Source organism: Microbacterium sp. Gd 4-13 (assembly GCF_003095395.1).
Classification (GTDB): domain Bacteria; phylum Actinomycetota; class Actinomycetes; order Actinomycetales; family Microbacteriaceae; genus Microbacterium.
In genome coordinates, this window is the sequence record NZ_QEIJ01000003.1 from 90,872 (window position 1) to 115,900 (window position 25,029).

General features: G+C 70.6%; 22 protein-coding genes. 8 read left to right on the plus strand and 14 right to left on the minus strand.

The features are described 5' to 3' along the window. Positions 1–38: 38 nt before the first annotated feature. Positions 39–2,312, minus strand: a complete 2,274-nt coding sequence (locus tag DEA06_RS07570; protein WP_116647381.1) for a heavy metal translocating P-type ATPase — start codon at positions 2,310–2,312, stop codon at positions 39–41. A gap of 85 nt (positions 2,313–2,397) precedes the next feature. On the opposite strand from DEA06_RS07570, the gene DEA06_RS07575 reads away from it, so the two are divergent. Beyond that, positions 2,398–3,759: an MFS transporter gene (locus DEA06_RS07575; protein WP_240606861.1), complete on the plus strand. Its 1,362-nt coding sequence runs from the start codon at positions 2,398–2,400 to the stop codon at positions 3,757–3,759. Between the two features lie 10 nt (positions 3,760–3,769). Next, positions 3,770–4,486, plus strand: coding sequence for a deoxyribose-phosphate aldolase (gene deoC / locus DEA06_RS07580; protein ID WP_116647382.1), 717 nt, complete (start codon positions 3,770–3,772; stop codon positions 4,484–4,486). Positions 4,487–4,584: 98 nt separating this feature from the next. On the opposite strand, the gene DEA06_RS07585 is transcribed toward deoC, so the two are convergent. The 5 genes from DEA06_RS07585 to DEA06_RS07605 all read right to left on the minus strand — a co-directional run bounded on the left by DEA06_RS07585 (position 4,585) and on the right by DEA06_RS07605 (position 7,927). Continuing rightward, on the minus strand, positions 4,585–5,550 hold the full coding sequence (locus DEA06_RS07585) for a bifunctional riboflavin kinase/FAD synthetase (RefSeq protein ID WP_116647383.1): 966 nt from the start codon (positions 5,548–5,550) through the stop codon (positions 4,585–4,587). After that, a complete protein-coding gene (locus tag DEA06_RS07590) occupies positions 5,547–6,002 on the minus strand; it encodes a hypothetical protein (RefSeq protein ID WP_116647384.1) in 456 nt (151 codons plus the stop codon). The genes DEA06_RS07585 and DEA06_RS07590 overlap by 4 nt, the downstream gene beginning before the upstream one ends. A 64-nt stretch (positions 6,003–6,066) precedes the next feature. Next, positions 6,067–6,435: a hypothetical protein gene (locus DEA06_RS07595; RefSeq protein WP_116647385.1), complete on the minus strand. Its 369-nt coding sequence runs from the start codon at positions 6,433–6,435 to the stop codon at positions 6,067–6,069. Continuing rightward, positions 6,432–7,328: a tRNA pseudouridine(55) synthase TruB gene (truB, locus tag DEA06_RS07600; RefSeq protein WP_116647386.1), complete on the minus strand. Its 897-nt coding sequence runs from the start codon at positions 7,326–7,328 to the stop codon at positions 6,432–6,434. The genes DEA06_RS07595 and truB overlap by 4 nt, the downstream gene beginning before the upstream one ends. Then, positions 7,328–7,927 (minus strand): hypothetical protein, encoded by a 600-nt coding sequence (locus DEA06_RS07605; RefSeq protein WP_116647387.1) that lies wholly within the window; start codon positions 7,925–7,927, stop codon positions 7,328–7,330. Before DEA06_RS07605 ends, truB begins: the two co-directional genes overlap by 1 nt. Positions 7,928–7,975: 48 nt before the next feature. Here DEA06_RS07605 and DEA06_RS07610 point away from each other — a divergent pair, with 48 nt between their 5' ends. Then, complete coding sequence (locus tag DEA06_RS07610) at positions 7,976–8,845, plus strand: A/G-specific adenine glycosylase (protein ID WP_116647388.1); 870 nt, start codon at positions 7,976–7,978, stop codon at positions 8,843–8,845. Between the two features lie 83 nt (positions 8,846–8,928). Here DEA06_RS07610 and rbfA read toward each other — a convergent pair whose 3' ends face one another. The 4 genes from rbfA to nusA all read right to left on the minus strand — a co-directional run bounded on the left by rbfA (position 8,929) and on the right by nusA (position 13,720). Next, entirely contained in the window at positions 8,929–9,363 is a 435-nt protein-coding gene (rbfA, locus tag DEA06_RS07615; protein WP_116647389.1) for a 30S ribosome-binding factor RbfA, read from the minus strand. Positions 9,364–9,526: 163 nt separating this feature from the next. Beyond that, complete coding sequence (infB, locus tag DEA06_RS07620; protein ID WP_116647390.1) at positions 9,527–12,343, minus strand: translation initiation factor IF-2; 2,817 nt, start codon at positions 12,341–12,343, stop codon at positions 9,527–9,529. 93 nt (positions 12,344–12,436) lie between these two features. After that, on the minus strand, positions 12,437–12,688 hold the full coding sequence (locus tag DEA06_RS07625; protein ID WP_116647391.1) for a YlxR family protein: 252 nt from the start codon (positions 12,686–12,688) through the stop codon (positions 12,437–12,439). Positions 12,689–12,730: 42 nt separating this feature from the next. Next, entirely contained in the window at positions 12,731–13,720 is a 990-nt protein-coding gene (nusA, locus tag DEA06_RS07630) for a transcription termination factor NusA (protein ID WP_116647392.1), read from the minus strand. Positions 13,721–13,836: 116 nt separating this feature from the next. Here nusA and DEA06_RS07635 point away from each other — a divergent pair, with 116 nt between their 5' ends. Beyond that, positions 13,837–14,646 (plus strand): DUF1206 domain-containing protein, encoded by an 810-nt coding sequence (locus DEA06_RS07635; protein ID WP_116647393.1) that lies wholly within the window; start codon positions 13,837–13,839, stop codon positions 14,644–14,646. Positions 14,647–14,652: 6 nt separating this feature from the next. Here the strand turns inward: DEA06_RS07635 and DEA06_RS07640 are convergent, their stop codons facing one another. Next, positions 14,653–15,474 (minus strand): aldo/keto reductase, encoded by an 822-nt coding sequence (locus DEA06_RS07640; protein WP_116647394.1) that lies wholly within the window; start codon positions 15,472–15,474, stop codon positions 14,653–14,655. 159 nt (positions 15,475–15,633) lie between these two features. On the opposite strand from DEA06_RS07640, the gene DEA06_RS07645 reads away from it, so the two are divergent. The 3 genes from DEA06_RS07645 to DEA06_RS07655 all read left to right on the plus strand — a co-directional run bounded on the left by DEA06_RS07645 (position 15,634) and on the right by DEA06_RS07655 (position 20,515). Next, positions 15,634–18,195 carry a metallophosphoesterase gene (locus DEA06_RS07645; protein ID WP_116647395.1) on the plus strand — a complete coding sequence of 854 codons (2,562 nt, stop codon included), beginning with the start codon at positions 15,634–15,636 and terminating at the stop codon, positions 18,193–18,195. Positions 18,196–18,294: 99 nt separating this feature from the next. After that, complete coding sequence (locus DEA06_RS07650) at positions 18,295–18,918, plus strand: hypothetical protein (RefSeq protein WP_116647396.1); 624 nt, start codon at positions 18,295–18,297, stop codon at positions 18,916–18,918. Between the two features lie 88 nt (positions 18,919–19,006). Continuing rightward, on the plus strand, positions 19,007–20,515 hold the full coding sequence (locus DEA06_RS07655) for a hypothetical protein (RefSeq protein WP_116647397.1): 1,509 nt from the start codon (positions 19,007–19,009) through the stop codon (positions 20,513–20,515). A 28-nt stretch (positions 20,516–20,543) separates the two neighbouring features. Here the strand turns inward: DEA06_RS07655 and DEA06_RS07660 are convergent, their stop codons facing one another. The 3 genes from DEA06_RS07660 to DEA06_RS07670 all read right to left on the minus strand — a co-directional run bounded on the left by DEA06_RS07660 (position 20,544) and on the right by DEA06_RS07670 (position 24,120). Further along, positions 20,544–22,298, minus strand: coding sequence for a proline--tRNA ligase (locus DEA06_RS07660; RefSeq protein ID WP_116647398.1), 1,755 nt, complete (start codon positions 22,296–22,298; stop codon positions 20,544–20,546). A 62-nt stretch (positions 22,299–22,360) separates the two neighbouring features. Continuing rightward, on the minus strand, positions 22,361–23,596 hold the full coding sequence (locus DEA06_RS16690) for a hypothetical protein (RefSeq protein WP_205781238.1): 1,236 nt from the start codon (positions 23,594–23,596) through the stop codon (positions 22,361–22,363). Beyond that, positions 23,587–24,120: a sigma-70 family RNA polymerase sigma factor gene (locus tag DEA06_RS07670; protein WP_116647399.1), complete on the minus strand. Its 534-nt coding sequence runs from the start codon at positions 24,118–24,120 to the stop codon at positions 23,587–23,589. The genes DEA06_RS16690 and DEA06_RS07670 overlap by 10 nt, the downstream gene beginning before the upstream one ends. Positions 24,121–24,294: 174 nt before the next feature. Between DEA06_RS07670 and pcp the strand changes: the two genes are divergently transcribed. Further along, complete coding sequence (pcp, locus tag DEA06_RS07675; protein ID WP_205781239.1) at positions 24,295–24,933, plus strand: pyroglutamyl-peptidase I; 639 nt, start codon at positions 24,295–24,297, stop codon at positions 24,931–24,933. Positions 24,934–25,029: the final 96 nt, after the last annotated feature.

The window sequence follows — 25,029 nt, forward strand, 5'->3', positions numbered from 1 at the left end:
TCGTTCTCAGCCGATGGGCGCGGCGCCCCCGGTCGGCGTCACCGAGCGCGTCGCAGGCGCAGGCTGTTGAGCACGACGAACACGCTGGAGAACGCCATCGCCGCCCCCGCCAGCATGGGGTTCAGCAAGCCGAGCGCCGCCAGGGGCAGAGCGGCGACGTTGTACGCGAACGCCCAGAACAGGTTGCCGCGGATGACCCCCATCGTGCGGCGGCTGAGCCGGACGGCGGCGACGATCGCGCGCGGGTCGCTGCGGACGAGCGTCACGTCTCCGGCGTGCATCGCCGCATCCGCTCCCCCGCCCATCGCGATCCCGAGGTCGGCAGCGGCGAGGGCGGCGGCATCGTTCACACCGTCTCCGACCATCGCGACGACGCGACCCTCGGCGCGCAGGCGCTCGATCTCGGCGAGCTTGCCCTCGGGGAGCACCCCCGCGCGCACCGTGTCGATACCCAGCTCGTGGGCCACCGCCTCGGCGACCCCGGCGTTGTCGCCGGTGAGCAGCACGACGTCGAGACCCAGGCCGCGCAGGTCGGCCACGGCCCCGGCGCTCTCGGCGCGCACCGTGTCGGCGATCTCGAAGACGGCCCGCGCCCGCGGGCGCTCCTCGCCGACGGCCCAGCCCGCGACGACCACGGTGCCCCGGCGCTCGCCCGCGGCGACCGCGTCGGCGAGCGCCGGGGACAGCTCCGCGCCCTGCTCCGTCGCGAAGGCCGGGCGCCCGGCGAAGACGGCGACGCCGTCGACCGTGCCGATCACGCCGCGACCCGCGAGCGAACGGACGTCGTCGGCCACCGCACCGGCACCGGCCGCGGAGACGATCGCCCGGGCGACGGGGTGCTCGGAGCCGCGCTCGACCGCCGCGACGAGCGCGAGCGCCTCGGCGGCGTCGGTCGCCCCGTCGGTCACGACAGAGGCCACCGTCATGCGGCCCTCGGTGAGGGTGCCGGTCTTGTCGAGCACGACCGTGTCGATCTTCTCGGCCGACTCGAGCGCTTCGGGGCCGGTGACCAGAATCCCCAGCTGCGCGGCACGACCCGTGCCGACGAGCACGGCGATCGGCGTCGCCAGGCCCAGCGCGCAGGGGCAGGCGATGATGAGCACCGCGACCGCGGCGGTGAAGCCGGCGGCGAGGGGCTGTCCGGCCAGCATCCACGCCGCGAGGGTGGCGACGGCCAGCACGATCACGATCGGCACGAAAATCGCCGACACGCGATCGGCGAGGCGCTGCACGCGGCTCTTGCCGAGCTGGGCGTCTTCGACGAGACGGGCGATCCGAGAAAGCCGGCTCTCGCTGCCGACCGATGTCGCCCTCACGACGAGGCGCCCGTCCGCGGAGATGGTGCCACCGGTGACCGGGTCGCCGGGGCCGACGTCGACCGGCACGGACTCGCCCGTGAGCATGCTCTCGTCGACCGACGCCGTCCCCTCGACCACCGCGCCGTCGGCGGCGATCGTTCCGCCGGGGCGGACCACGAAGAGCTCACCCGCGGCGAGGCGCTCGATCGGCACGGTGGTGCCGTCGGGGAGCTCGACGGTCTTCGCGCCGAGTTCGAGGAGCGAGCGCAGCGCCGACCCGGCGCGCCGGGTCGCGCGCTGCTCGACGAAACGGCCGAGGAGGAGGAACACGGTCACGGCGGCGACGACCTCGAAGTAGACGAGGGCGGTGGCATCGTGCACGGGGCCGAAGAGCACGACGTCGTGCCGCAGGCCGAGCTCTCCGGCATTGCCGAAGAAGAGCGCCCACGTGCTCCAGAGGTACGCGGCCACCGTGCCCAACGTGATCAGCGTGTCCATCGTCGCCGCGCCGTGGCGGGCGTTCGCCACCGTCGCACGGTGGAAGGGCCAGCCGCCCCAGAACAGGATCGGGGTGACGAGCACGAACGAGACCCATTGCCAGCCGGTGAATTGCAGCGCGGGCACCATTCCGAGCACCACGACCGGCAGCCCGAGGAGGGCACTCACGATCAGCCGGGTACGCAGCGACGTCGCCCCGGGGCGGTCCTCGGTGTCGTGCACGTGGCCCTCGGCACCGTGGGCGTGGTGGTCGGGGGCGGATGCTGCGCCCGCCGCCGTCTCGTCGCGCCGTACCCGCGCGTCGTATCCGGCGCCGCGCACAGCCGCGACGAGCGCGTGGGCGTCGAGGTCGTCGGGGAACGTGACCCGCGCCGACTCCGTGGCGAGGTTGACCGCCGCATCCACGCCGTCCACGGCGCGCAGCCGCTTCTCCACGCGCGCCACGCAGCTCGCACAGGTCATGCCCTCGATGTCGAGAACCGCGGTGCGTCGTCCGTTCTGGTCGTGCTGGTCCATCACGCCTCCTTCGTCCACGTACACAACCACGATACCCCCCTGGGGTATTCCTGTCTCGTCGCGCAGACGGCCGTACAGTGAGCAGATGGCCGAGCAGATGACCCGCGATCAGAGAATGGTGCTGACGATCGCGATCCTGTCGTCATTCGTGTCATTCCTCGACGGCACCGTGGTGACGGTGGCGCTGCCCGCGATCTCCCGCGACCTGGGCGGTGGCCTCACCACCCAGCAGTGGGTCGTCGACGCCTACCTCATCACCCTCGGCGCTCTGATCCTCGTCGCGGGGTCGCTGAGCGACGTCCTCGGCCGACTCGTCGTGCTGCGCATCGGGCTGATCGGCTTCGCGGTGACCTCGATCGCGATCGGGGCCGCTCCCACCGCGGAATTCCTGATCATCATGCGCGCGCTGCAAGGTGTCGCGGGGGCGCTCCTCGTGCCCAGTTCCCTCGCGCTGATCACCGCGAACTTCCGCGGCCCGGCGCAGGCGAGGGCGATCGGGGTGTGGACGGCGGCGACGACCGGCGCGATGATCGCCGGCCCGCTCGTCGGAGGACTCTTCGTCGACCTGCTGTCGTGGCGCCTGGTGTTCTTCATCAACGTGCTCCCCATCGCCCTCACCCTCTTCCTTCTCGTCAGGCTCGGTCACCCCGATCACCGCCGAGAGGGCGCCCGGGTGGACTACCTCGGGGCGATCCTGTGCACCGCCGGGCTCGGCGGTTCCGTCTTCGCCCTCATCGAGCAGTCCGCGCTCGGGTGGGCCTCCCCGGTGATCTGGGGCTCGATGACGATCGGCGTGCTCTCCTTCGCCGCCTTCCTCCTGCGGCAGCGCTTCGCGCGCGACCCGATGATGCCCCTCGACCTCTTCCGCGCCCGGAACTTCTGGACCGGCAACGTCGCGACCGCGTTCATCTACGGCGCGCTGTCGCTCAACGGCTTCGTCCTCGGCGTGTATCTGCAGCAGGGCGCCGGCCTCCCCGCCACTCTCGCCGGCCTCGCATCACTGCCCGCGACGGTGCTCATGATCCTCTTCAGCTCGCGCGTCGGCGCTCTCGCGGGCACGTGGGGGCCTCGACTGTTCATGACCATCGGTCCACTCCTCGCTGCGGGGGGCTCTCTGCTGCTCCTCTCGATCGGCGAGGACTTCGACTACTGGTGGCAGGTGCTCCCCGGCATCATCGTGTTCGGCTTCGGGCTGACCCTCACCGTCTCCCCCCTCACCTCGGCGATCCTCGGCGCGATCGACACCAGTCGGTCGGGTATCGCCTCGGCCGTCAACAACGCGGTCTCGCGCGTCGCCGGGCTCATCGCGGTCGCGATGGTCGCGCTGATCGTGGGCGGGTCGATCGACCTCGACGGCTTCCACCGCGCCGCCGTCGTCACCGCAGCTCTCCTCGCGATCGGCGGCGTGGTCTCGTTCCTCGGCATCCGCAACGCCCCTCGCGCGTAGGCTGGGAGCCATGTCGAACCTCTCCGAGCGCGAGCTCGCCGCCACCATCGATCACGCGATCCTCAAGCCCGAGCTCGTCCGCGCAGACGTCGACGCCGAGCTCGACATCGCCGCCGAGTGGGGCGTTTTCAGCGTGTGCGTCCGCCCCTCCGACATCGCCTATGCCGTGCAGCGCCTCGACGGCACGGGCGTCGCGGTGGGAACGGTCATCGGCTTCCCGCACGGCACCACGTCGACCGCGGCCAAGACAGCCGAGGTCGCGCAGGCCCTGGCGGACGGGGCGAGCGAGGTCGACATGGTCGTGAACATCGGATTCCTGCGCTCCGGCTTCGACGACGCCGTCGCCGACGACATCCGCGCTGTCGTGAGCGCCGCGGAGGGGCGCATCGCCAAGGTCATCCTCGAGACCTCCTACCTCGACGACGAGCAGATCGCCCGCGGCAGCCGCCTGACCGAGGCCGGCGGCGCCGCGTTCGTGAAGACGTCGACCGGCTTCGGCGGCGGCGGCGCGAGCGTCGAGCACGTGCGCCTCATGCGCGCGAGCGTCGGTCCCGCCGTGCAGGTGAAGGCATCCGGGGGCGTCCGCAATCTCGCCACCGCCCTCGCGATGATCGACGCCGGCGCCACCCGCCTCGGCACGAGCGCGGCCGCGACGATCCTGGGTGAAGCCCGCGCGATCGAGCGGGGCGACGGCCCCACCGGCGCGACCGACACGGCCTCGTACTGATCCTGCTGCGCTCAGCCTGCCGCTGAGAGTCCAAGACACCCGGGCCGCCCGAGGGCGCCGTCCGGGTGTTTTGGACTCTCGCGCGCGCGGCGGCGGTGTCAGTGGGCGCCGAGCACGGCCCGGACACGCTCGACGTCGTCGGCCATCTGCGCCTTGAGAGCCTCGACGCCGTCGAAGGCGACCATGCCGCGGATGCGCTCGACGAAGCGCACCTGCATCAGGTGCCCGTACAGGTCGAGGTCGGTCTCGTCGAGCACGTAGGCCTCGACCTGACGGACGAGGACATCGTCGAAGGTGGGATTGACGCCGATGCTGATCGCCGCCGGATACCGGGTACCCGGGCGCAGACCGTCGGCGGAGCCCTCGTCGATGAGCCAGCCGGCGTAGACCCCGTCGGCGGGGATGAACCCCTCGAGGTCGGGCGAGAGGTTGGCGGTCGGGTAGCCGAGCTCGCGGCCGCGCTTGAGTCCATGGACGACCTCGCCCCACACCGACGGGGCTGCCCCGAGGAGCTTGCCGGCCGACGCGACGTCGCCCTCGGCGAGCAGCTCGCGGATCCAGGTCGATGACACGCGCCGGTCGGAATCGATGGCCCGCACGTCGTCGACGATCTGCACGACGAACCCGAAGCGCTCCCCCATCGTCCGCAGCAGCTCGGCGTCACCGGCCCCGCCTCGCCCGAACCGGAAGTCGCCCCCGACCAGCACGCTGCGAACGCCGAGCGCCCCGACGAGCACATGGCGCACGAACTCCTCGGCGTCGAGACTCGCGAGTTGCTCGTCGAAGGTGAGCATGAGGGTCGCATCCACACCGGCGCGTTCGAGCAGTTCGATCTTCTGGGTGACGCCCACCAGGCTCACGGGGCACAGATCGGGTCGCAGCACGCTCAAGGGGTTGCGATCGAACGTGACGGCCACCACCTTCGCGCCCGTGGCCGCAGCATCCACCTTCGCCCGGTCGATGACGGCACGATGCCCGGCGTGGACGCCGTCGAACTTGCCGATGGCGACGACCGAGGGCCCGAACCCGGCGGGAACCTCCGAGGGGTCGCGAAATGTGATCACCAGGACGACCTCTCCATCGGCTCGGACTCGGGCACGGCGACCTCACGCCCGGGGCGGTGCGTCACGAGCCACCAGATGCCGACGAACGGCAGCACCAGCGGGACGAAGACGTACCCCGACCCGAACCACGACCACACGGTCTCCTCCGGGAACAGGTCGTGCCGGATCAGGCTGAACACTCCGACCACGAGCACCCCGACGAGCTCGAACGAGATCGCCGCCCACGCGACCAGGTACCAGACGCGGGAGGCGGAGAAGATCAGGGCGAGGGTCGCGACGATATAGACGGCCGCCGAGATGGCCGAGAGCGTGAACGCCAGCGGTGCGTGGTCGAAACGCAGCACGATCTGCACGAAGGAGCGCCCGGTCGCGGCGAGGGCCAGGATCGCGTAGACGACGACGAGAACCCGGCCGACGCCGGTCATGTTCCGGGTGCGAGTGCGGGATTCCATGGCTCTTCGATCTTAGAGTCGCGCGGGGCGGGTGCTCTCCGTGCGCGCAGGATGAGGCGACGCCTCACCCGATCTGGACGGTCCAGATCACGTGCATGCGCCACACCATGATCGCCACCGAGGCGGCGCCGATGCCCATGATCACGGTGCTCCACCGGCTGCGTTCCACGAGCGCCCACGCGACAGCCGCCGGCGGGATCAGCACCGCCGAGACCAGGTAGACCCAGAACTCCAGCGCGCTCCCCGTCGGAGGGTTGCCGGCGAACGGGGCGATGATCGCCGTCACGACCTGCGCGATGAGCAGCACCTCGATCAGCGCCAGGCTGCCGACCGTGACGTCGCCGGGACGCCTTCCCGCGAGCCCGGCGATCACGGCCACCAGGGCGGCGACCGATGCCACGGCGACCTGTGCGAGCGTGAACCAGAGGATCATGCGTTCTCCCCCGTCGGCAGGTTCATCACGCTCTTGACGTCGACGCCGCGTCGTTCGACGACGCCGATGAGCACGCCCTCGGGATCGATCGCGGCGGCGGGCGACGCGGGCAGACGGGATGCTGCCCCCACGAGGCGCTTGCCGTGCCGGAGGTCGCGCGCCTCGTCGGCCGAGACCTGGAACGCTCCGAGAACCGTCGCGCCCGCATCGGCCGGAGTGAGGAGCGGAACACCCGCCAGGGCGTCGAGCTGCGCCGCATCCGTCACCGAGAACGGGCCGATCCGCGTGCGCCGGAGTGCGGTCAGGTGACCGCCGACGCCGAGAGCTGCACCCAGGTCGCGCGCCAACGCACGGATGTACGTGCCGCTGGAGCAGTCGACCACGACGTCCAGCTCGATGCGATCGTCTTCGCGCCGGCGTTCGATCACGTCGAATCTCGAGACGACGACGTCGCGGGCCTTGAGTTCGACCTCGACGCCCTCGCGGGCGAGGTCGTACGCACGACGGCCGTTGACCTTGATCGCCGACACCGTGGTCGGCACCTGCGAGATCGCACCGGTGAGTGCTGCGATCCCCTCGTCGATCGCGCCATCCGTCACCGCGGCGATGTCCGAGAGCGAGGCACGGTCGACGACCTCCCCGTCGGCGTCATCGGTATCGGTGGTCGCCCCGAGCAACAGGGTGGCGGTGTAGGTCTTGTCGGCGCCGACGATGAACGTGAGCAGGCGCGTCGCGGCGTCGACCCCGAGAACGAGCAGCCCCGTCGCCATCGGATCGAGGGTGCCGGCGTGGCCGACCTTGCGGGTGCCGCGCGCCTTCCGCGCGCGCGAGACGACATCGTGACTGGTCATGCCCGCCGGCTTGTCGACGAGCAGCACGCCTCCCGCGGGCATTAGCAGAAGTCTCCGAAGATCCGCGTCGGGTTCTCGGGATCGGTGTTCTCTATGAGAGCGGATGCTGCCGCCCCCGGGTTCGACGAGCGCCGGTAGGAAGCGACGGCATCCCGGACGGCGGCGTTCGAGGCGGCGGCGGGGTCGGCATCGGCACGGCCGTCGTGAGCGAGTCGCGCGAATGCCGACGTCGGATGTGTTTCGAGCCACACCGACCAGTTCCACAGGCCGCGCAGCTCGCGGGTGAGCAGGAAGTCACCGTCGACGACGAGCAGCGCGTCGGCGGGGGCGGTCGTCGCTTCCGCTGCGGGCGTGAGAGAGAAGCCCTCCGGCGACGAGGAACGGAACGGCTCCACCAGTAGGCGGCGCACCTCGTCGGCGTCGAGACGGCCATCGGCATCCGCGAAGTCGGCGGCGGAGGCGCGCAGCGCCGTCTCGCCCTCCTCCGTGAAGGCGGCCGCGAGGGCGTCGGCGACGGCAGCCTGGCCGGATCCGGGGGCACCGTCGACCGCGACGATCACGCGTCCGCGGCGAAGGTTCTGTCGCACCTCGGCGCGCAGCTCGCGCATCATCGAGGCGGCCGAGGGGCTCGGGGAGTTCATCCCTCCAGCGTACGTTCCTCCGCACCCCGCCTGACGTACGCTGGCCTGATGCCCGAGCTCGCCGCACCGCTGGTCGAGTGGTACGGCCGGAACGCCCGAGACCTCCCCTGGCGGCGCGAGGGGTTCGGTGCGTGGGGAACGCTCGTGAGCGAGTTCATGCTGCAGCAGACGCCCGTCGCCCGTGTCATCCCGCACCTCGAGGCGTGGCTCGCCCGGTGGCCGACTCCCGGTGCGCTCGCGGCCGACGCCCCGGCCGAGGCCGTGCGGCAGTGGGCCAACCTCGGTTACCCCCGCCGCGCGCTCTGGCTGCACCGCGCCGCGACGGAGATCCGCGACCGCCACGCAGACGTCGTGCCCCGCGACGTCGACGCTCTGCTCGCCCTCACCGGGATCGGCGACTATACCGCCCGGGCCGTCGCGGTCTTCGCCTACGGCGACCGCCATCCCGTCGTCGATACGAACACGCGCCGCGTGCTCGCGCGAGCCGTCGCCGGCCGAGCCCAGCCGGGCCCGCCGTCGCGGCGCGACCTCGTCGACATGGCCGCGATCCTCCCCGACGACGTCGAGGCCGCCGCCATCGTCAACGCGGCGGCGATGGAACTCGGCGCGACCGTCTGCACCGCCCGCGCGCCCCGCTGCGAAGCGTGCCCTCTCGCCGACATCTGCCGCTGGCGCGCCGACGGCTACCCCGATACCGGCGACACCCGCCGCCGCCAGGCGAAGTACGAGGGAAGCGACCGTCAGGCACGAGGGGCGGTGATGCGGATGCTGCGCGACGCCGCGCCCTCGGCGGTGCCCCACGAGGCGATCATCGCCGACTGGCCCGATCCACGGCAGCGGGACCGCGCCATAGACTCGCTCGTCGTCGACGGCCTCGTCGAAGCATCCGACGGTCTTCTGCACCTGCCCCGCGGCTGAACCGGCCCGAAAACACGATTCCCCTGTCTCGAACGGTGGGTATCAGCCGCCGAACGTGACAGGGGAATCGTCGTGAGACGCGCTCAGTCCTCGTCGTCGTCCTCGCGCGGCTTGACGTAGGGATCGGACTCGCCCGCGTAGGCCGCACCGGCTGCGATACCGGCGACGGCGGCATCGCGCTCGGCCGCCTCACGGAGGAGGTCGGCGATGTTGCCGGCGTTCTCGGGGATCGCGTCGGCGATGAACTCGAGCGTCGGGGTCAGTCGGATGTTGAGCTGCTTGCCGACCTCGGCGCGGAGCAGCCCGGTCGCGGACTTCAGGGCAGCGCCCGTGTCAGCGCGCTCCTCGGGGGTGCCGAGGACCGTGTAGAACACGGATGCGTGCTGGAGGTCGCCGGTCACCCGGACGTCGGTGATCGTGACGAAACCGAGGCGCGGGTCGCGAAGACCCTTCTCGAGCCTCTCGGCCACAAGCACCTTGATGCGGTCTGCCAAGCGCGCTTGACGCTCTCCAGCCATGTTCTTCCTTCTCTCAATTATCCCAGCGAGCGATGAGTCGAGGGAGGCCGGCGGAAACCGGAGGCTGCGAGTGTCTCCTCCTGAGCATCGGGGTAGGGGCCCCGCTCTGCGATGGAGGAGACACTCGCTGCCGGAGGTTGTAGCCGGCCGGAGTGACGCAGGATCAGCCTCGCGGCTTCTCCACCATTTCCGTGGTCTCGATCTCGTCACCGATCTGGATGTCGTTGAACTTACCGAGACCGATACCGGCCTCGAAGTCCGTACGAACCTCGGTGACGTCGTCCTTGAAGCGGCGCAGCGACTCGATCGCGAGGCCGTCGGCCAGCACGACACCGTCGCGGATGACGCGAGCCTTGGCGTTTCGCGTGATCGTTCCCGATCGCACGATGACACCGGCGATGTTGCCGACCTTGGAGGAGCGGAACACCTCGCGGATCTCGGCGACACCCGACTGCACCTCTTCGAACTCCGGCTTGAGCAGGCCCTTGAGCGACTGCTCGACGTCGTCGATCGCGTTGTAGATGACGGAGTAGAACCGGGTGTCGACACCCTCGCGGGCGGCGCGCTCACGGGCCTTGGTGTCGGGACGCACGTTGAACCCGATGATGATCGCGTTGTCGATCGTGGCGAGGTTCACGTCGGACTCGGTAATGGCTCCGACGCCGCGGTGGATGATCCGCAGCTGCACGCTGTCGTCGACCTCGATCTTGAGCAGCGACTCCTCGAGCGCCTCCACGGCACCCGACACGTCGCCCTTGATGATGAGGTTGAGCGACTCGACCTTGCCCTCTTCGAGCGCACGGGTGAAGTCCTCGAGCGAGATGCGCTTGCGGGCCTTGGCCAGCTGGGCGTTGCGCTCTGCCGCTTCACGCTTCTCGGCGATCTGACGGGCCAGGCGGTCTTCCTCGGTCACGATGAACGTGTCGCCGGCGCGGGGCACGGAGTTCAGACCCTGCACCTGCACGGGGCGCGACGGCCACGCCTCGAGCACGGCCTCGCCGTTCTCGTCGGCCATGGCGCGGACGCGTCCGTACGCCGTTCCGGCGACGATCGCGTCGCCGACGCGCAGCGTTCCGGACTGGATGAGCACGGTGGCCACCGAACCGCGGCCCTTGTCGAGCTTCGCTTCGATCGCGACACCACGGGCGGCCTTGTTCGGGTTCGCCGTGAGGTCGAGTCCCGCGTCAGCCGTCAGCAGCACGGCGTCGAGGAGGTCCTGGATGCCGATGTTGTTTCGCGCCGACACATCGACGAACATGACGTCTCCGCCGTACTCCTCGGCGACGAGGCCGTACTCGGTCAGCTGCTGACGCACCTTGGCCGGGTTGGAGTCGGGCTTGTCGATCTTGTTCACCGCGACCACGATCGGCACGTTGGCCGCCTGGGCGTGGTTGAGCGCCTCCACCGTCTGGGGCATGATGCCGTCGTCGGCGGCGACGACGAGGATCGCGAGGTCGGTCACCTGCGCACCACGTGCACGCATGGCGGTGAACGCCTCGTGACCCGGGGTGTCGATGAAGGTGATCGCGCGCTCGATGCCCTCGTGCTCGGTCCAGACCTGGTACGCACCGATGTGCTGCGTGATGCCGCCGGCCTCGCCCGCGACCACGTTGGTCTGGCGGATGGCGTCGAGCAGTCGGGTCTTACCGTGGTCGACGTGGCCCATGACGGTGACGACCGGGGGCCGGATCTCGAGGTCGTCTTCGCTCTCGGCCTCGAGTTCTGCGTCGAGGTCGAGACCGAAGCCCTCGAGGAGCTCTTTGTCCTCGTCCTCGGGCGAGACCATCTGGATGTTGTAGCCGAGCTCGCCGCCGAGCACCTCGAACGTGGCCTCGTCGAGCGACTCGGTCGCGGTGGCCATCTCGCCCAGGTTGAACAGGATGGTCACGAGCGTGCCGGGCTGAACCGTGTAACCGGTCAGGGCCTCGATCTTGTCGGCGAAGTCGGAGATCGACGCGCCGCGACGCATGCGGATGATCTCGCCGTTGCCCTTGGTGACGTTGACGCCGCCGACGACCGGCGCCGACCGCATCTCGAATTCCTGCCGCTTCGCCCTACGCGACTTGCGCTGCTTGGACTTGCCGCCACCCTTGCCGAAGGCACCCGCGGTACCGCCGCCGGGGCCGCGGCCACGGCCGCCACCACCGCCGGGACGGCCGGCGAAGCCGCCGCCCGCCGGTGCGCCGGGACGGGAGAACCCGCCGCCACCGGCACCGCCGGGACGACCGGGACCGCCGGGACGCTGCTGGAACGGAGCGCCGGGACGACCGCCGCCACCGGGACGACCCGCACCGCCGGGACGCGGAGCGCCCGGGCGCGGGGCACCGGGACGCGGCGCCTGCGGGCGGGGGATGTTGCCGGGGGTCGGCGACGGGCGCTGGCCCATGCCCTGCGCCGACGCGAACGGGTTGTTACCCGGACGCGGACCGGCCGGACGCTGACCCATGCCCTGCGCCGACGCGAAGGGGTTGTTACCCGGACGCGGGGCGCCACCGGGACGCGGCGCCTGCGGGGCGCCGGCGGCCGGAGCCGGGCGCGGGGCACCGGGGGTGTCGGAGGACGCCGCGGGGGTGGATGCTTCGGACACCTCGGGCGCGGCGGGTGCTGCCGGTGCCGGGACGGAGGGAGCGGGAGCGGCGACCTCGGGGGCGGCGGGTGCTGCCGGTGCCGGGGTCGGAGCGGGGGCGGGGGCCGGAGCCGGACGCGCGGGACCGGGCTTGGCCGCCGGGGCGGCGGGCCGGGCCGGGCCGGGTCGACCGGCTGCGGGGCGCGGCGAAGCCGCGGGGGCGGCCGGCGCCGATGCGCCCGCCGATGCGGAACCGTCGGCCTCGAGGGCCGCACGGAGCTTGCGAGCCACGGGGGGCTCGATCGTCGAGGACGGGCTCTTGACGAACTCGCCGAGTTCCTTGAGCTTCGCGAGGGCGATCTTACTGTCGACGCCGAGCTCGGAAGCGATCTCGTGTACGCGTGGTTTTGCCACAATTCTCCTGTCAGGGGGCCTACCCCGGACAGGGCAGACCGTTAGATGCGGACGGGTCTCATTTCGAGCCGTTCACTTTGAGTCCATAGCCGTTCAGCCGTTTCGCTGGAGGGATTCTTCGAAGGTCTGCGTGTCGAGAGGACCCGACACACGTAATGCTCGCACGAATGCGCGGCGCCGCAGGGCGAGCTCCACGCACGTGTGCGTCTCATGAACCCACGCGCCACGCCCCGGGAGACAGGCCCGATCGTCGCGGACGAGGACCGAACCGTCGGCCACGACTCGCAGGAGCGTGGACCGTGGTGCGCGCGCACGACATGCGACGCACGTTCGTACGGGTTCCATTCTACACCTCGGGCGCGTCGTAGCCGATCGTGGGCGGGGCGATCAGTCGTCTTCCAGGATGCTGTCGGGCTGGATATCGATCTTGGCGCCGGTGAGCTTGGCGGCGAGGCGGGCGTTCTGGCCCTCCTTGCCGATCGCCAACGACAGCTGGTAGTCGGGCACGAGCGCCCGGACGGCCTTGGTCGAGGCGTCGAGGATGAAGCTCGAGGTCACCTTCGCGGGCGAGAGGGCGTTGCCGACGAACCGGGCGAGCTCGGCGTCGTAGTCGACGATGTCGATCTTCTCGCCTCCGAGCTCCTCGGTCACGGCGCGGACACGGCGGCCCAACTCGCCGATGCAAGCGCCCTTGGCGTTGATGGTGGGGTCGGTCGCCTGCACCGCGATCTTGGTGCGGTGCCCCGCCTCGCGGGCGAGGGAGATGATCTCGACGAGACCCGATGCGATCTCGGGCACCTCGAGCGCGAACAGCTTGCGAACGAGGCCCGGGTGGGTCCGCGAGACGGTGATCGACGGGCCCTTGGTTCCCTTCGACACCGACGTCACGTAGACGCGCAGGCGCGAACCGTGCGAGTAGTTCTCCCCCGGCACCTGCTCCTCGGGGGGAAGGATGGCCTCGATGGTGCCGAGGTCGACGTGCACCATCCGAGGGTTGGGCCCCTGCTGCACGACACCGGCGACGATGTCGCCCTCTTTGCCCTTGAACTCGCCCAGCACCGCGTCGTCGGCGATGTCGCGCAGGCGCTGGCTGATGACCTGCTTCGCGGCGAAGGCGGCGATGCGCCCGAAGTCCTCGGGATGCTGCTCCTCCTCGCCGATGACGACGTCCTCGTCATCGAGCACGGGAGCGAAGATCGCGACGTGGCCCGTCTTGCGGTCGAGCTGCACGCGCGCGCCCGCAGGCACTTCGCCGTTCTCGGACGTGTGGCGGCCGTAGGCGGTGAGGATGGCCGATTCGATGATCCGGACGAGTTCGTCGAAGGGGATCTCCTTCTCGCGTTCGACCGTCTTCAACAGACCGAGATCGATGTCCACAATGGGGCCCTCCGTATTCAGCTCTCGTCGGCGCGATCGCGCGTCGACATTCCCCCTACATTACCGGACGGTCCGCGCCGCCGGTGGTGCGGCGCCCACTGGCCTACGGTGGTCGCATGCCGTCCTCCCCGCGTTCCGCCGCCGCGTCGGCGCAGTCGTCCTCCGCCTTCCGCGCGCTCGCGCGCGCCGGCTTCGTCGCCAACGGTCTCGTGCACGTCCTCCTCGGCGCCCTCGTGGTGACGGTCGCGTTCGGCGGCGATGAGCAGACCGATCAGTCCGGCGCGTTCGAGGCGATCGCGGCGGCTCCCTTCGGCGCCGTCCTGCTGTGGGCGTGCGCCGCGGCGCTCTGGGCGCTGGGCGCCTGGCGAGCGGTCGAGGCGTTCGTCGCGCGCGGCACGAGCGGCGCCGATCGCGCGAAGCGGGCGGTGAAGCAGGGCGCCCGAGCGATCACCTATCTCGCGGTGGGCGGCATCGCCGCATCCGTCGCTCTCGGCGCCCGGTCGCAGGGCGATCAGAGCGCGCAGAATGCCAGCAGCAGTGTGCTCTCGCTGCCCGGCGGACCGTTTCTTCTCGCAGCGGTCGGGATCATCGTCGCGGCCGTCGGCGTCGGGTTCGTCGTCATCGGCGCACGACGCTCGTTCCGCAAGAAGATCTCCACGCCCGGGGGCACGCTCGGAACGGCCCTCGTCGTCCTCGGCACCGTCGGATACATCGCGAAGGGCATCGCTCTGGCCACGGTGGGAATCCTCGTCGTCGTCGCCGCCGTCACGGTCGACCCCTCCGCCTCGGGGGGACTCGACGCCGCGGTGAGCGCGCTGCTGCAGACCCCGGCCGGACCGTGGTTGGGCGGCGCGGTAGGAGTCGGCTTCATCGCCTACGGGCTCTTCACCATCCTTCGCGCGAAGTACGCCCGGCTCGACGCCTGACCCGCCTCAGTCGAGGTCGGGGTCGCGCCCGGTACGGACACCGGTCTCGAGTCGATCGATCGCCGCCACGTCGTCGGCGTCCAGCACGAAGTCGAACACGTCGGCGTTCTCTCGCAGACGCTCCGGTGACGTCGATTTCGGGAAGAGCACCAGCCCGCGGTCGAGGTGCCAGCGGATGACGACCTGAGCCGGGGTCTTGTCGTGGTGCTGGGCTATGGAGCGCAGGGCGGGTTCGTCGAGCAGACCGCCGCGGGCCAGGGGCGCCCACGCCTCGGTGACGATGCCGTGGCTCGCATTCCATTCCTGGAGATGACGCTGCGGGAATCGGGGGTGCAGCTCGATCTGGTTGACGACCGGACGCACCCCGGTCTCGGCGACGAGCCGATCGATGTGATGCGGGTGGAAGTTGCTGACTCCGATCGACCTCGCCCGCCCCTCGGTGGCGAGCTTCACCAGTGCCCGCCAGGTGTCGACGTAGCGGTCCTGACTGGGCACGGGCCAATGGATGAGGTAGAGGTCGACCTCGTCGAGCCCGAGTCGGTCCAGGCTCGCGTCGAAGGCGCGCAGCGTGGAGTCGTATCCCTGGTCGTCGTTCCACACCTTGGTCGTGACGAAGACGTCGTCGCGGTCGAGGCCGCTGCGGCGCAGGCCCTCCCCCACCTCGGCCTCGTTGCCGTAGAGGGCCGCGGTGTCGACATGCCGGTAGCCGTCGGCGAGCGCACCCGCCACGAGGTCGGCCGTCCGTTCGGCCGGCACCTTGTACGTGCCGACGCCGAGCTGAGGGATGCTGCGGCCGTCTGCCAGCGGGATGAGCGGGACCTGGATCATCCGTCCACGCTAATCCCGTAAGCATCCAGATGCGATTCATAGCTCGTTCATCTCGCGGATATAGCTCGGCCCCTCACGCCGACGAGCCTTCGGAGGTACTCAGAACGCGCCTGCCCCCGGTCGGGAGAGCGTTCGATCCGTTCCCCAGAAGGAGACCTCGTGGCCACCACCACATCCCGTCCGATGCGCCGCGTCGCGCATCGCTGTCTGGCTGCCACAGCCACCGCCGGCCTGGCCGCCGGACTGCTGACCGCCGTGGCAGCACCCGCCGCAACGGCGGCGCCCACCACCGACGACCTCGCCTCGCGGTTCACCCTGGCGGTGCTCCCCGACACGCAGTTCTACTCGCGCTACTCATCCGACCAGTTCTTCCCCCGCTACGGCACCGACCCCTTCGCCGAGCAGACGAAGTGGATCGCGGAGCACGCGGACGAACTCAACATCCCCTTCACGGCGCACCTCGGCGACATCGTCGACCGCGCGGGCACGCAGCGCGAGTGGGAGGCCGCCGATCGAGCGATGAAGACGCTGGACGACGCCGACCTCCCCTACTCGATCCTCCCCGGCAACCACGATGTCCGCGACAGCGGCAAGTGGGACAACGAGCTGGATGCCGCCAACGAGCCGTTCAACCGCTGGTTCGGCGCGACGCGCGCCGCGCTGCAGTCGACCTACGAGGGATCGGACCCGACCGGGCTGAGCCAGTACCACATCTTCGAGGCCGAGGGACAGCAGTTCATGTCGCTCGCGCTGTCGTGGCGCCCCTCCGACCAGACCCTCGCCTGGGCGCAGAGCGTGATCGACGCACACCCCACCGTTCCGGTGATCCTGACGAACCACGCGCTCCTCAACGTCGCGGCCGACCAGACGTCGCCGCTGGAGACCGGGGACAGCGAGCGGATGTGGGAGAAGCTCATCAAGAGCAACGACCAGATCTTCATGACGCTGAACGGACACTTCCACGGCGCGACCCGCCAGGTGAAGACCAACGACTTCGGTCACCCGGTTCACCAGATCCTCATGGACTACCAGATGGCGTACGAGGGCGGCAACGGCTACCTCGGCCTGTTCGAGTTCGACCTCACCAACGACACCATCTCGCTCGAGACCGCGTCGCCCTGGGTCACGTTCAAGCCGCAGGAGACGCTCACCTCGTACGACCAGCCGCTGCTGGACGGCATCCACCAGCGCTACACGCTCGACATGGACTTCAGCGAGCGTTTCGCCGGCTTCGCGCCGACCTTCACCGCCGGGACGCCCGATGAGCCGTCGCTGAGCGCGGCGGCCCGCGGCATCCTGCTCGACGGCTTCGAAGGTCCCGACGCGATCACGACCGAGCTGCCCGGTAACGAGCTCGACTTCGTCGAGGTCGACGGCACGCTCGCCCACTGGCGCTTCAACGGCAACGAGGGCGTCGTCGACCCCGACACCGTGATCGAAGACGTCGCGGGCGACAATGACCTCACCCGTCCGGACCCGGCCACCACCAACTCCGTCGGAACCACGTGGGAGGACCTCACGGTCGAGAACACCGATGTCCACGGGTTCTCCTCCGACGGGGCTGCGGCGTGCTTCGACAACTCGTCGGGCTCGCGCTACAGCTACCTCACCACGGCGGCGGACGCGGCGATCAACGACGCCGACCTCTCCAACGGCTACACCATCGAGACCTTCGTCAAGATGGACGCCGACTGGACCGCCGCGAGCAACCAGTGGTCGAAGTTCCTCACGCGCACCGGCAACCGCTCGCAGATCGGCGTGCCGCGTACGCAGTGGGACTGGACGGCCTCGCCGAGCGCGCTGGGCATCTCGAACCTGCGCGAGTTCCAGTGGACCAGCCTCGACAAGAATGCGGCGCTCGGCGACCGCACGAACTGGTCGGGCGAGATCATGGTCGACAACTGGTCGCACGTCGCGGTCGTGAACGACCCCACGTCGCGCACCACGACCATGTACGTCGACGGCGCCCCGGTGCTGCGCAACGCGACGAACGTCGGCGGCATGGCCTGGCACGAGGGGTACTCCTGGATCCTCGGCTCGGACTGGGTCGACAACGCCGCACGTAACGGGTGGCACGGCTGCGTCGGCGAGACCCGCATCATCGACCACGCGACGACGCCCGACCAGTGGCTGACCCAGCGCGCCGACCTCACCGCTCTGACCATCGACCAGGCGCCCGAGGGCACTCTCGCCGCCGACACGTCCTCGGTCCGCTTCGCGGGCACGGGCTTCCCGGGTGCCGAGGTTCGTCTTGCTCCCGCCGCTGGATCGTCCAGCGAGATCGCGCCGGCCCAGACCGTCGTCCTCGCCGACGGCACCTGGGAGCTGGAGGTGTCCGACGGTATCGCCGCCGGTCAGCACGACCTCGAGATCGCCCAGGCGCTCGGCAGCCGTTCGGCCGAACCCCGTCAGGTGAGCTTCGCCGTCGAGGCGGCGCCCGCCCTCGATGTCACCGCCACCACCAGCACGCGCACCCTCGCCGGCAAGAAGTACCTGTCGGTCGTGGTGACCAACAACGAGTCGGTCAACGTCGACATCACGATCCAGACCGCGTACGGCACGAAGACCTTCACCGCCGTCAAGCCCGGCGCATCGGCGAACGTGTCGCTGAACTCCCGCCTGGCCGCGCTTCCCGCCGGTGAGGCGACGGTCACCGTGACCGGCGCCGTCGGCGGAGCACCCGTCACCCTCACCCGGACCGTGGCCTACGCCGCGTCCTGACCCCTGGCCCCGGGGTCGGCGTTCCCGACGCCGACCCCGGGGCGCTCCCTCCCGCCCCCATCCGGGCGGCAACCTCGCACCCTCAAGGAGAAACCAGACATGAACACCTCCCGCGCGCTGCGCTGCAGCATCATCGCCTTCGGCGCCGTTCTGCTCGTCTCGGTCGGTACGGCCGCCGCGTCGGCCGATGAGACGAACATGGGCGACCAGGACATCGACGTCAACGTCGAGATCACCGAGATCGAGGAGCCCGGCGTCCTCGCTCTGACCGTCGCGGGCTCCGCGTCGACCCAACTGACCGAGAACGGCTCGACCGAGCTGGTCCGTCAGTTCACCGGCACGCTTCCCACGGTCACGGTGACCGACACCCGCACCGAGGAGGAGATCCCCGCCGGTGCGAGCTGGTACGTCCTCGGCTCGGCGAGCGACTTCACCGGCCCCGGCGAGACCACGATCACCGCCGACCACCTCGGCTGGACGCCGGCGCTGGTCGAGGGGGCCGGCGAGGGCGAACCGTTCATCTCGGTCGGTGGCGACGTCCTCGGCACCGAGGACGGCGGGCTCGGTCTCGGGAACGTCGAGAAGGAGCTGCTGTTCCTCGGCGACTCGGCCGAAGCGGCCAGCGGAGCCTGGAGCGCGACGGCCGGCCTGCAGCTCAAGGTCGGCGCCGATGTCGAGCCCGGCTCCTACGCCTCGGTCGTGACCCTGTCGCTGTTCGAGTAACCACTCATGGCGAGGCCGGGGAGTTCCGCTTCCCGGCCTCGCCGTCTCATCCTGACGCGTCTCCATCGGCGCGTCGCGAGGTCTTCCCATGAACGCACTGTGGACGCACGCCGCCGCCTCCGCACTCTCGGCGATTCTGCTCCTCTCCCCTTCCGCCGTCGCGGGCGTCGCGCCGGCGGCCGCACCCTCGTCGGTGCCGTCGACGCCCTCGCCGGGCACCGTCGAATCGAACGTGACCTGGTCGGTGCGCCCGGGAGACTCCGCCGGGCCCGACGGTCGCTCGTGGGTGGAGTGGGAGGCCGACCCCGGCCAGACCCGGACCGAACACCTGGTCGTGTCGAACTTCGGCGACCGCGAAGTGGAGTTCCGCTTGACCGCCGCCGACGGCTACTTCACCGACACCGGGCGCTTCAGCATGCTCCCCTCCGACCAGGAGTCCGCCGAGGCCGGCACCTGGATCACGCTCCCCGAGTCGGTCGTCGTGCCCGCGGGAGGGGCGGAGATCGTGCCCTTCAGCATCCGTGTGCCCGCGGATGCATCGCCCGGCGATCACCCCGCCGGCGTCGCCGCCAGCATCCTGTCCTCCGGCGCGGGAGCGGTCGGCGTCGAGTCGCGCGTCGGATTCCGCGTCATGACGCGCGTGACCGGTGACCTGCGCGCGGAACTCGTCACCGCGGTGAACGGCTCCTATACCGGCTCGGTCAACCCGTTCGATCCGGGGCGCCTCGAGCTGACGTATGCGATCACCAACAGCGGCAACACGCGCATTCGCACGCACCCCACCGTCTCCCTCGCCGGGCCCTTCGGCCTGGCGGCCAGCGAGCGCAGCGGCGAAGAGATCGTCGACATCGCGCCGGGTGAGACCCGCACGGGCACGCTCGAGGTGTCGGGAGCCTGGCCGCTGTTCTGGTACGACGCGCGTGTGACGGCGACGCCGATCGCGGTCACGGAAGACCTGACCGTCGAGGGCGCGCGGACCACCTCGAGCTCCGTGGGCATCGCCGCCCTGCCCCTCTCGCAGCTCGTGACCCTGATCGCGGCGCTCGGGCTCCTCGCCTGGTTCCTCCGGCAGCGCCGCCGGGAGCGGGCGAAGACCGCACGCCTCATCGAGGAGGCTCGCGCCGAGGGACGGGCAGCATCCGCCCCGCCGCGCCTCGGCGGCGCCGCCGGACCCCGCGCGGCGGAGGTACAGTCCGAAGCCCCGCCGCAGGACGAGGCGCCGACCGGCGGCCCGCGGGTGCCGCTGCGCCGCCGCGACGCGCGACCGTCCGCGCGGCTCGTCGCGGGTCTGCTGATCGGCGCGGCGACACTCGCCGGTGCGGGTTTCTCGACGGGCGACGCTCAGGCGGCCACGACGCGGGAGCTCACCGGTGTGGACGTTCGCGTCGAGATCACTCCCGCCCCGGACCCCGGGGCCACCAGCGAGCCCACGCCGACCCCTCAGCCCTCGAGCACGATGCCGACCACGGGGCCGGGAGGCGCGACCCCGCTGCCGCCCACCGGCGGCGGGATCGATGCCGGACTGCTCGCGCTGGGCGGAATCCTGGTGGCGGGCGGGATCGCCGCCGGAGTGGCCGTGCGCGCGCGCCGACGCTGATCGGCGCGGCGCCGCCCCGAGGAGCGGGTCAGGCCGTGAGGCGCGCGACGGCTTCGGCCGCCGGCACCACCTCTCGGTCGCCGGTGCGACGATCCCAGAGCTCGACCTCGCCGTCGGCGGCGCCGCGTCCGACGATCACGATGCGCGGCACGCCCACGAGCTCGGCGTCACCGAACTTGACGCCGGGAGAGACCTTCGGGCGGTCGTCGTAGAGCACGTCGAACCCGGATGCTTCCAGGTCGGCCGACAACGACGCTGCGAGCTCGAAAGCGGCAGCATCCCGTCCGGTGGCGACCACGTGCACGTCGAACGGCGCGACGGACGCGGGCCAGATGAGGCCCTTGTCGTCGTTGTTGAGCTCGGCGATGTTGGCGAGGATGCGGGTGACGCCGATGCCGTAGGAGCCCATGGTGACGGTGACGAGCTTGCCGTTCTCGTCGAGCACCTTCAGGCCGAGCGCCTCGGCGTACTTGCGACCGAGCTGGAACACGTGCCCGATCTCCATACCGCGGGCAAGACTCACCGGGCCCGAACCGTCGGGCGCCGGGTCGCCCTCGCGGACGGTGGCGACCTCGATGAAGCCGTCGGCGGTGAAGTCGCGGCCGGCGACGAGGGAGTGCACGTGCTTCTGATCGATGTTGGCGCCGGTGATCCACGACGTGCCGTCGACGACGCGCGGGTCGAGGAAGTAGCGGATGCCGGTGGCCGATTCCTCGCCGAGGATCGGGCCCGTCTCGGACCACGGTCCGATGTACCCCTTCACCAGGAGCGGGTTGCGCTCGAAGTCCTCCGCCGTGGCGGCTTCGACCGCGGCGGGCGCGAAGGCGACCTCGACGCGCTTGTCGTCGACGTCGCGGTCTCCGGGGAGCCCGACGGCGACGACCTCGCGGGTGCCGTCGAGGTGGGTGAGGGCGAGCACGACGTTCTTGAGCGTGTCGGCGGCCGTGTAGTCGCCGTCGAGCGTCGCGTTCGCGTGGTCGACGAGGGTCTGGATGGTCGGGGTGTTCGGCGAATCGAAGATGACGGGTGCGGGGAGGCCGTCGAAGGCGATCGGCTCGGGAACGACGGTCGTGAACGCCTCGACGTTCGCCGCGTACCCACCCTCCGAGCGCACGAAGGTGTCTTCGCCGATCGCGGTCGGGTGCAGGAACTCCTCGGACTTCGATCCACCCATGGCGCCGGCGTCGGCCGCGACGATGACGTACTCGAGCCCGAGCCGCTGGAAGATGCGCTCGTAGGCGTCGCGCTGAGCCTGGTACGACGCATCGAGACCTGCGTCACTCGCGTCGAACGAGTAGGCGTCCTTCATCGTGAACTCGCGCCCGCGCAGCAGGCCGGCGCGCGGCCGGGCCTCGTCGCGGTACTTGTCCTGGATCTGGTAGATCGTCAGCGGCAGGTCTTTGTAGGAGTTGTAGAGGTCTTTCACGAGCAGCGTGAAGACCTCTTCGTGCGTGGGCGCGAGGAGATAGTCGGCACCCTTGCGGTCTTTCAGACGGAACATGCCGTCGCCGTACTCCTCCCACCGGCCCGAGAGCTCGTAGGGCTCGCGCGGCAGGAGCGCCGGGAAGTGCACCTCGTAGGCGCCGGCATTCGCCATCTCGTCGCGGATGATCGCCTCGATCTTCGCCTTCACCCGCAGGCCGAGCGGCAGCCAGGCGAAGATGCCCGGCGCCTGGCGGCGGATGTATCCCGCCCGCACCAGCAGTCGGTGACTGGGAACCTCGGCATCAGCCGGGTCTTCGCGGAGCGTGCGGAGGAAGTAATGCGACAGACGTGTGACCACGGTTCGAGTTTACGGGCGCCGGATGCTGCGCCTCACCCGCCTGTCGCATCGTTCCGTGCGGCTCAGCTCCCGACGGTGTCGATGATGGCGCTCGCCACCTCTGCCGCGACTCTGGAGCGATCGTTCTCCGGCACACTGATCGGCATCGTGTACCTGACCCAGTTGCCATCCGCAAGGACGTCGACGATGCAGGCGTTGAGTTCATCAGGCTGGCACAGAGCTGTCGCCGCGTCCGTCGGCGCAGAACCGGGCAGTGGGATCTGCTCTCCCGAGACCGCCTCCCGATAGGCCCACTCGCCGCCGGGAAGCCATGTCACGGATCCGTAGTCCGCGGCAGTCCACAGGTCGGCGCCGCCCTCGCGGTAGAAGCAGGGCGTCGCACCCCAGAAATCCGAGATCATCCACGCCTTGATGCTCCAACCGCCGTCGGGATTGCCGGTCTCGATCCCCGAGACCCCGAGGATCGCCTCGAGACGAGTGGTCGGCAGAACCGCCGAGCAATCGCCGGAGACGGGGCTGGTTCCCGTGGGCGGCGTCCACGAGCGAGGAGAGATCTGCGAGCCGCGCACACGCTCACGAACGGCTTCGACCGCGGTTGAGCCTGCCGCTGTCTGCAGCGCCGGATCGTCGAAGCCGGTGCGGGGTTGCCCGACGACCTCGACGAATGCGCCGTCGAACAATTCGCACGGGGAGCCCCCTTCGCAGGAGTCACCGCTTCCGAGCGTTTGCTGCCGGTCTTCCACGGCACCGGCGGCGTCGGGAACGAGTGTGACAGTGGCCCACCCCGTGCTCCCCATGCCCGACGTGCCGTATTCGCAGTACAGCGCGCCTGCCTGCGCAAAGGCGAACTGAGCCGGCCCGGCGACCCAACTCGCCCCACCCGCCGACCGTGGCAGGGCGGACGCAACGGGTGGCACCTGGCCGTCGAAGAACACCGCGACGTCTGCCGCAACGTCGTCGCAATCGAAAGCAAACCGCGACGACGGCGCAGTGACGACCCGCTCGGGAGGTGCGGCCGTCGCCGTCGGGGTGAGCGACGGCGTCGCGCTGCGCGTGGCGGTCGGTGTCGGCGTGGACGTCGGCGTCGAAATCGGTTCGGTCGCTTCCCCCATCCGCAGGACGTTGGCCGCGCCGATCGCCGTGCCGGCGAGCCCGGCGACGAGCACGACGGCCACCGTGGAGGTGATGATCGCGCGCCGGTGCGCGCCGGCGGGCTTGATGCGCTTCGTTCCGGCCATCAGGCGCGAACGCATCGCATCGTGCTCGGCAGCGCTCAGCTGGTCGTCGTTCATGCCCATGACGCCTCCAATGACGTGATCTCGTCGCGCAGCTTCGACTTCGCGCGCGAGAGGCGGGATTTGACGGTCCCTGCCGGGATCCCAAGCACCGCAGCGGCGTCACGCTCGGAGTACCCCTCGAGCACGGTCAGGACGAGCACGCTCTGCTCCTTCGCCGGCAGCCGCTTCAACGCCGCCAGCACACCGCTCTCGTCGTGAGCGCCGGGGTGCTGCACGTCGCGGATCGGCGCGCGCTCCAGGAGAGCGGCGTACCGGCGTCCCGAGCGCTGGAGGTTGCGCGCGCTGTGAGCGACGGTGTTGAGCAGCCACGGCAGCGGCGACCCGTCGACGAGGCGCACCGATGCACGCTTGCGCCACAGCTCGAAGAACGCGATGGTCACCGCATCCTTCGCATCCTCCCGCGACGACAGCAGACGCAGGGCGTGCCGGAACAGCCGCCCCTCGTGCCGGTCGAAGAGGGCGGCGAGGGCGGCATCGTCTCCGTCGCGGACTCTCGTCCACAACGCGGCGTCGTCTGTATCCACACTTCCTAGTGTCCGCGAACCGCGAAATGGTTCACGACGGTCGGGGCCCGATGATCACAGGTGGGTAACGACGCCGTGCGGGTCGGGTGGCACGCTCTCCCTCCGGGCTCATGGACGACACAGGAGGAGCCCGTTCCCGGCGATGCCTGCGGAGGAGCGGCCTAGCCTGGAGTGATGACAACCGTGCTGCTCACCGGCTTCGAGCCCTTCGCGGGTGACGCGACGAACCCCTCGGGCGACGCCGTCCGAACCGTCGCTGAACGGTGGACGGGAGCGGAAACCCTGGTGACCGAGGTGCTGCCCGTGACCTTCGCCGGTGCCGCCGAACGTCTCAGGGTGCTGATCGCCGAGCACTCCCCCGATGTCGTCATCGCCACGGGGCTCGCGGGAAACCGCGCTCAGGTGACACCGGAGCGCGTCGCGATCAACCTCGCCGACGCCCGAATCCCCGACAACGCGGGCGCGCAGCCGCTCGATGAGCCATCCGTGCCGGGATCACCGGCCGCCTATTTCGCGACGCTGCCCGTCAAGGCGATCGCCGCGGCCATCGCCGATGCGGGGATACCCGCATCCGTCTCGCACTCCGCCGGAACCTTCGTCTGCAACCACGTCATGTTCACCGCCCTCGACGCCGTCGCCTCGCAGCACGGCGTGAGAGCGGGCTTCGTGCACGTGCCGTGGGCGGCAGAGACCGCACCGGAGGGCGCACCCGCCCTGCCTCTCGCAGAGATCGTGCAGTCGCTCGAGGTCGCCGTGCGCGTCGCGGTGGACGCGCGCGGCGATGCGCGCATCACCGGGGGCACGCTCGACTGAGATCGGGCACTCCAGCATCCGACCCTGCCGGCGCCGTGTCGCGAGCGGAGGAGAAGTCACGGGCGGAGGACCCGAGGCGGCTCGCTCCTCCTCCCC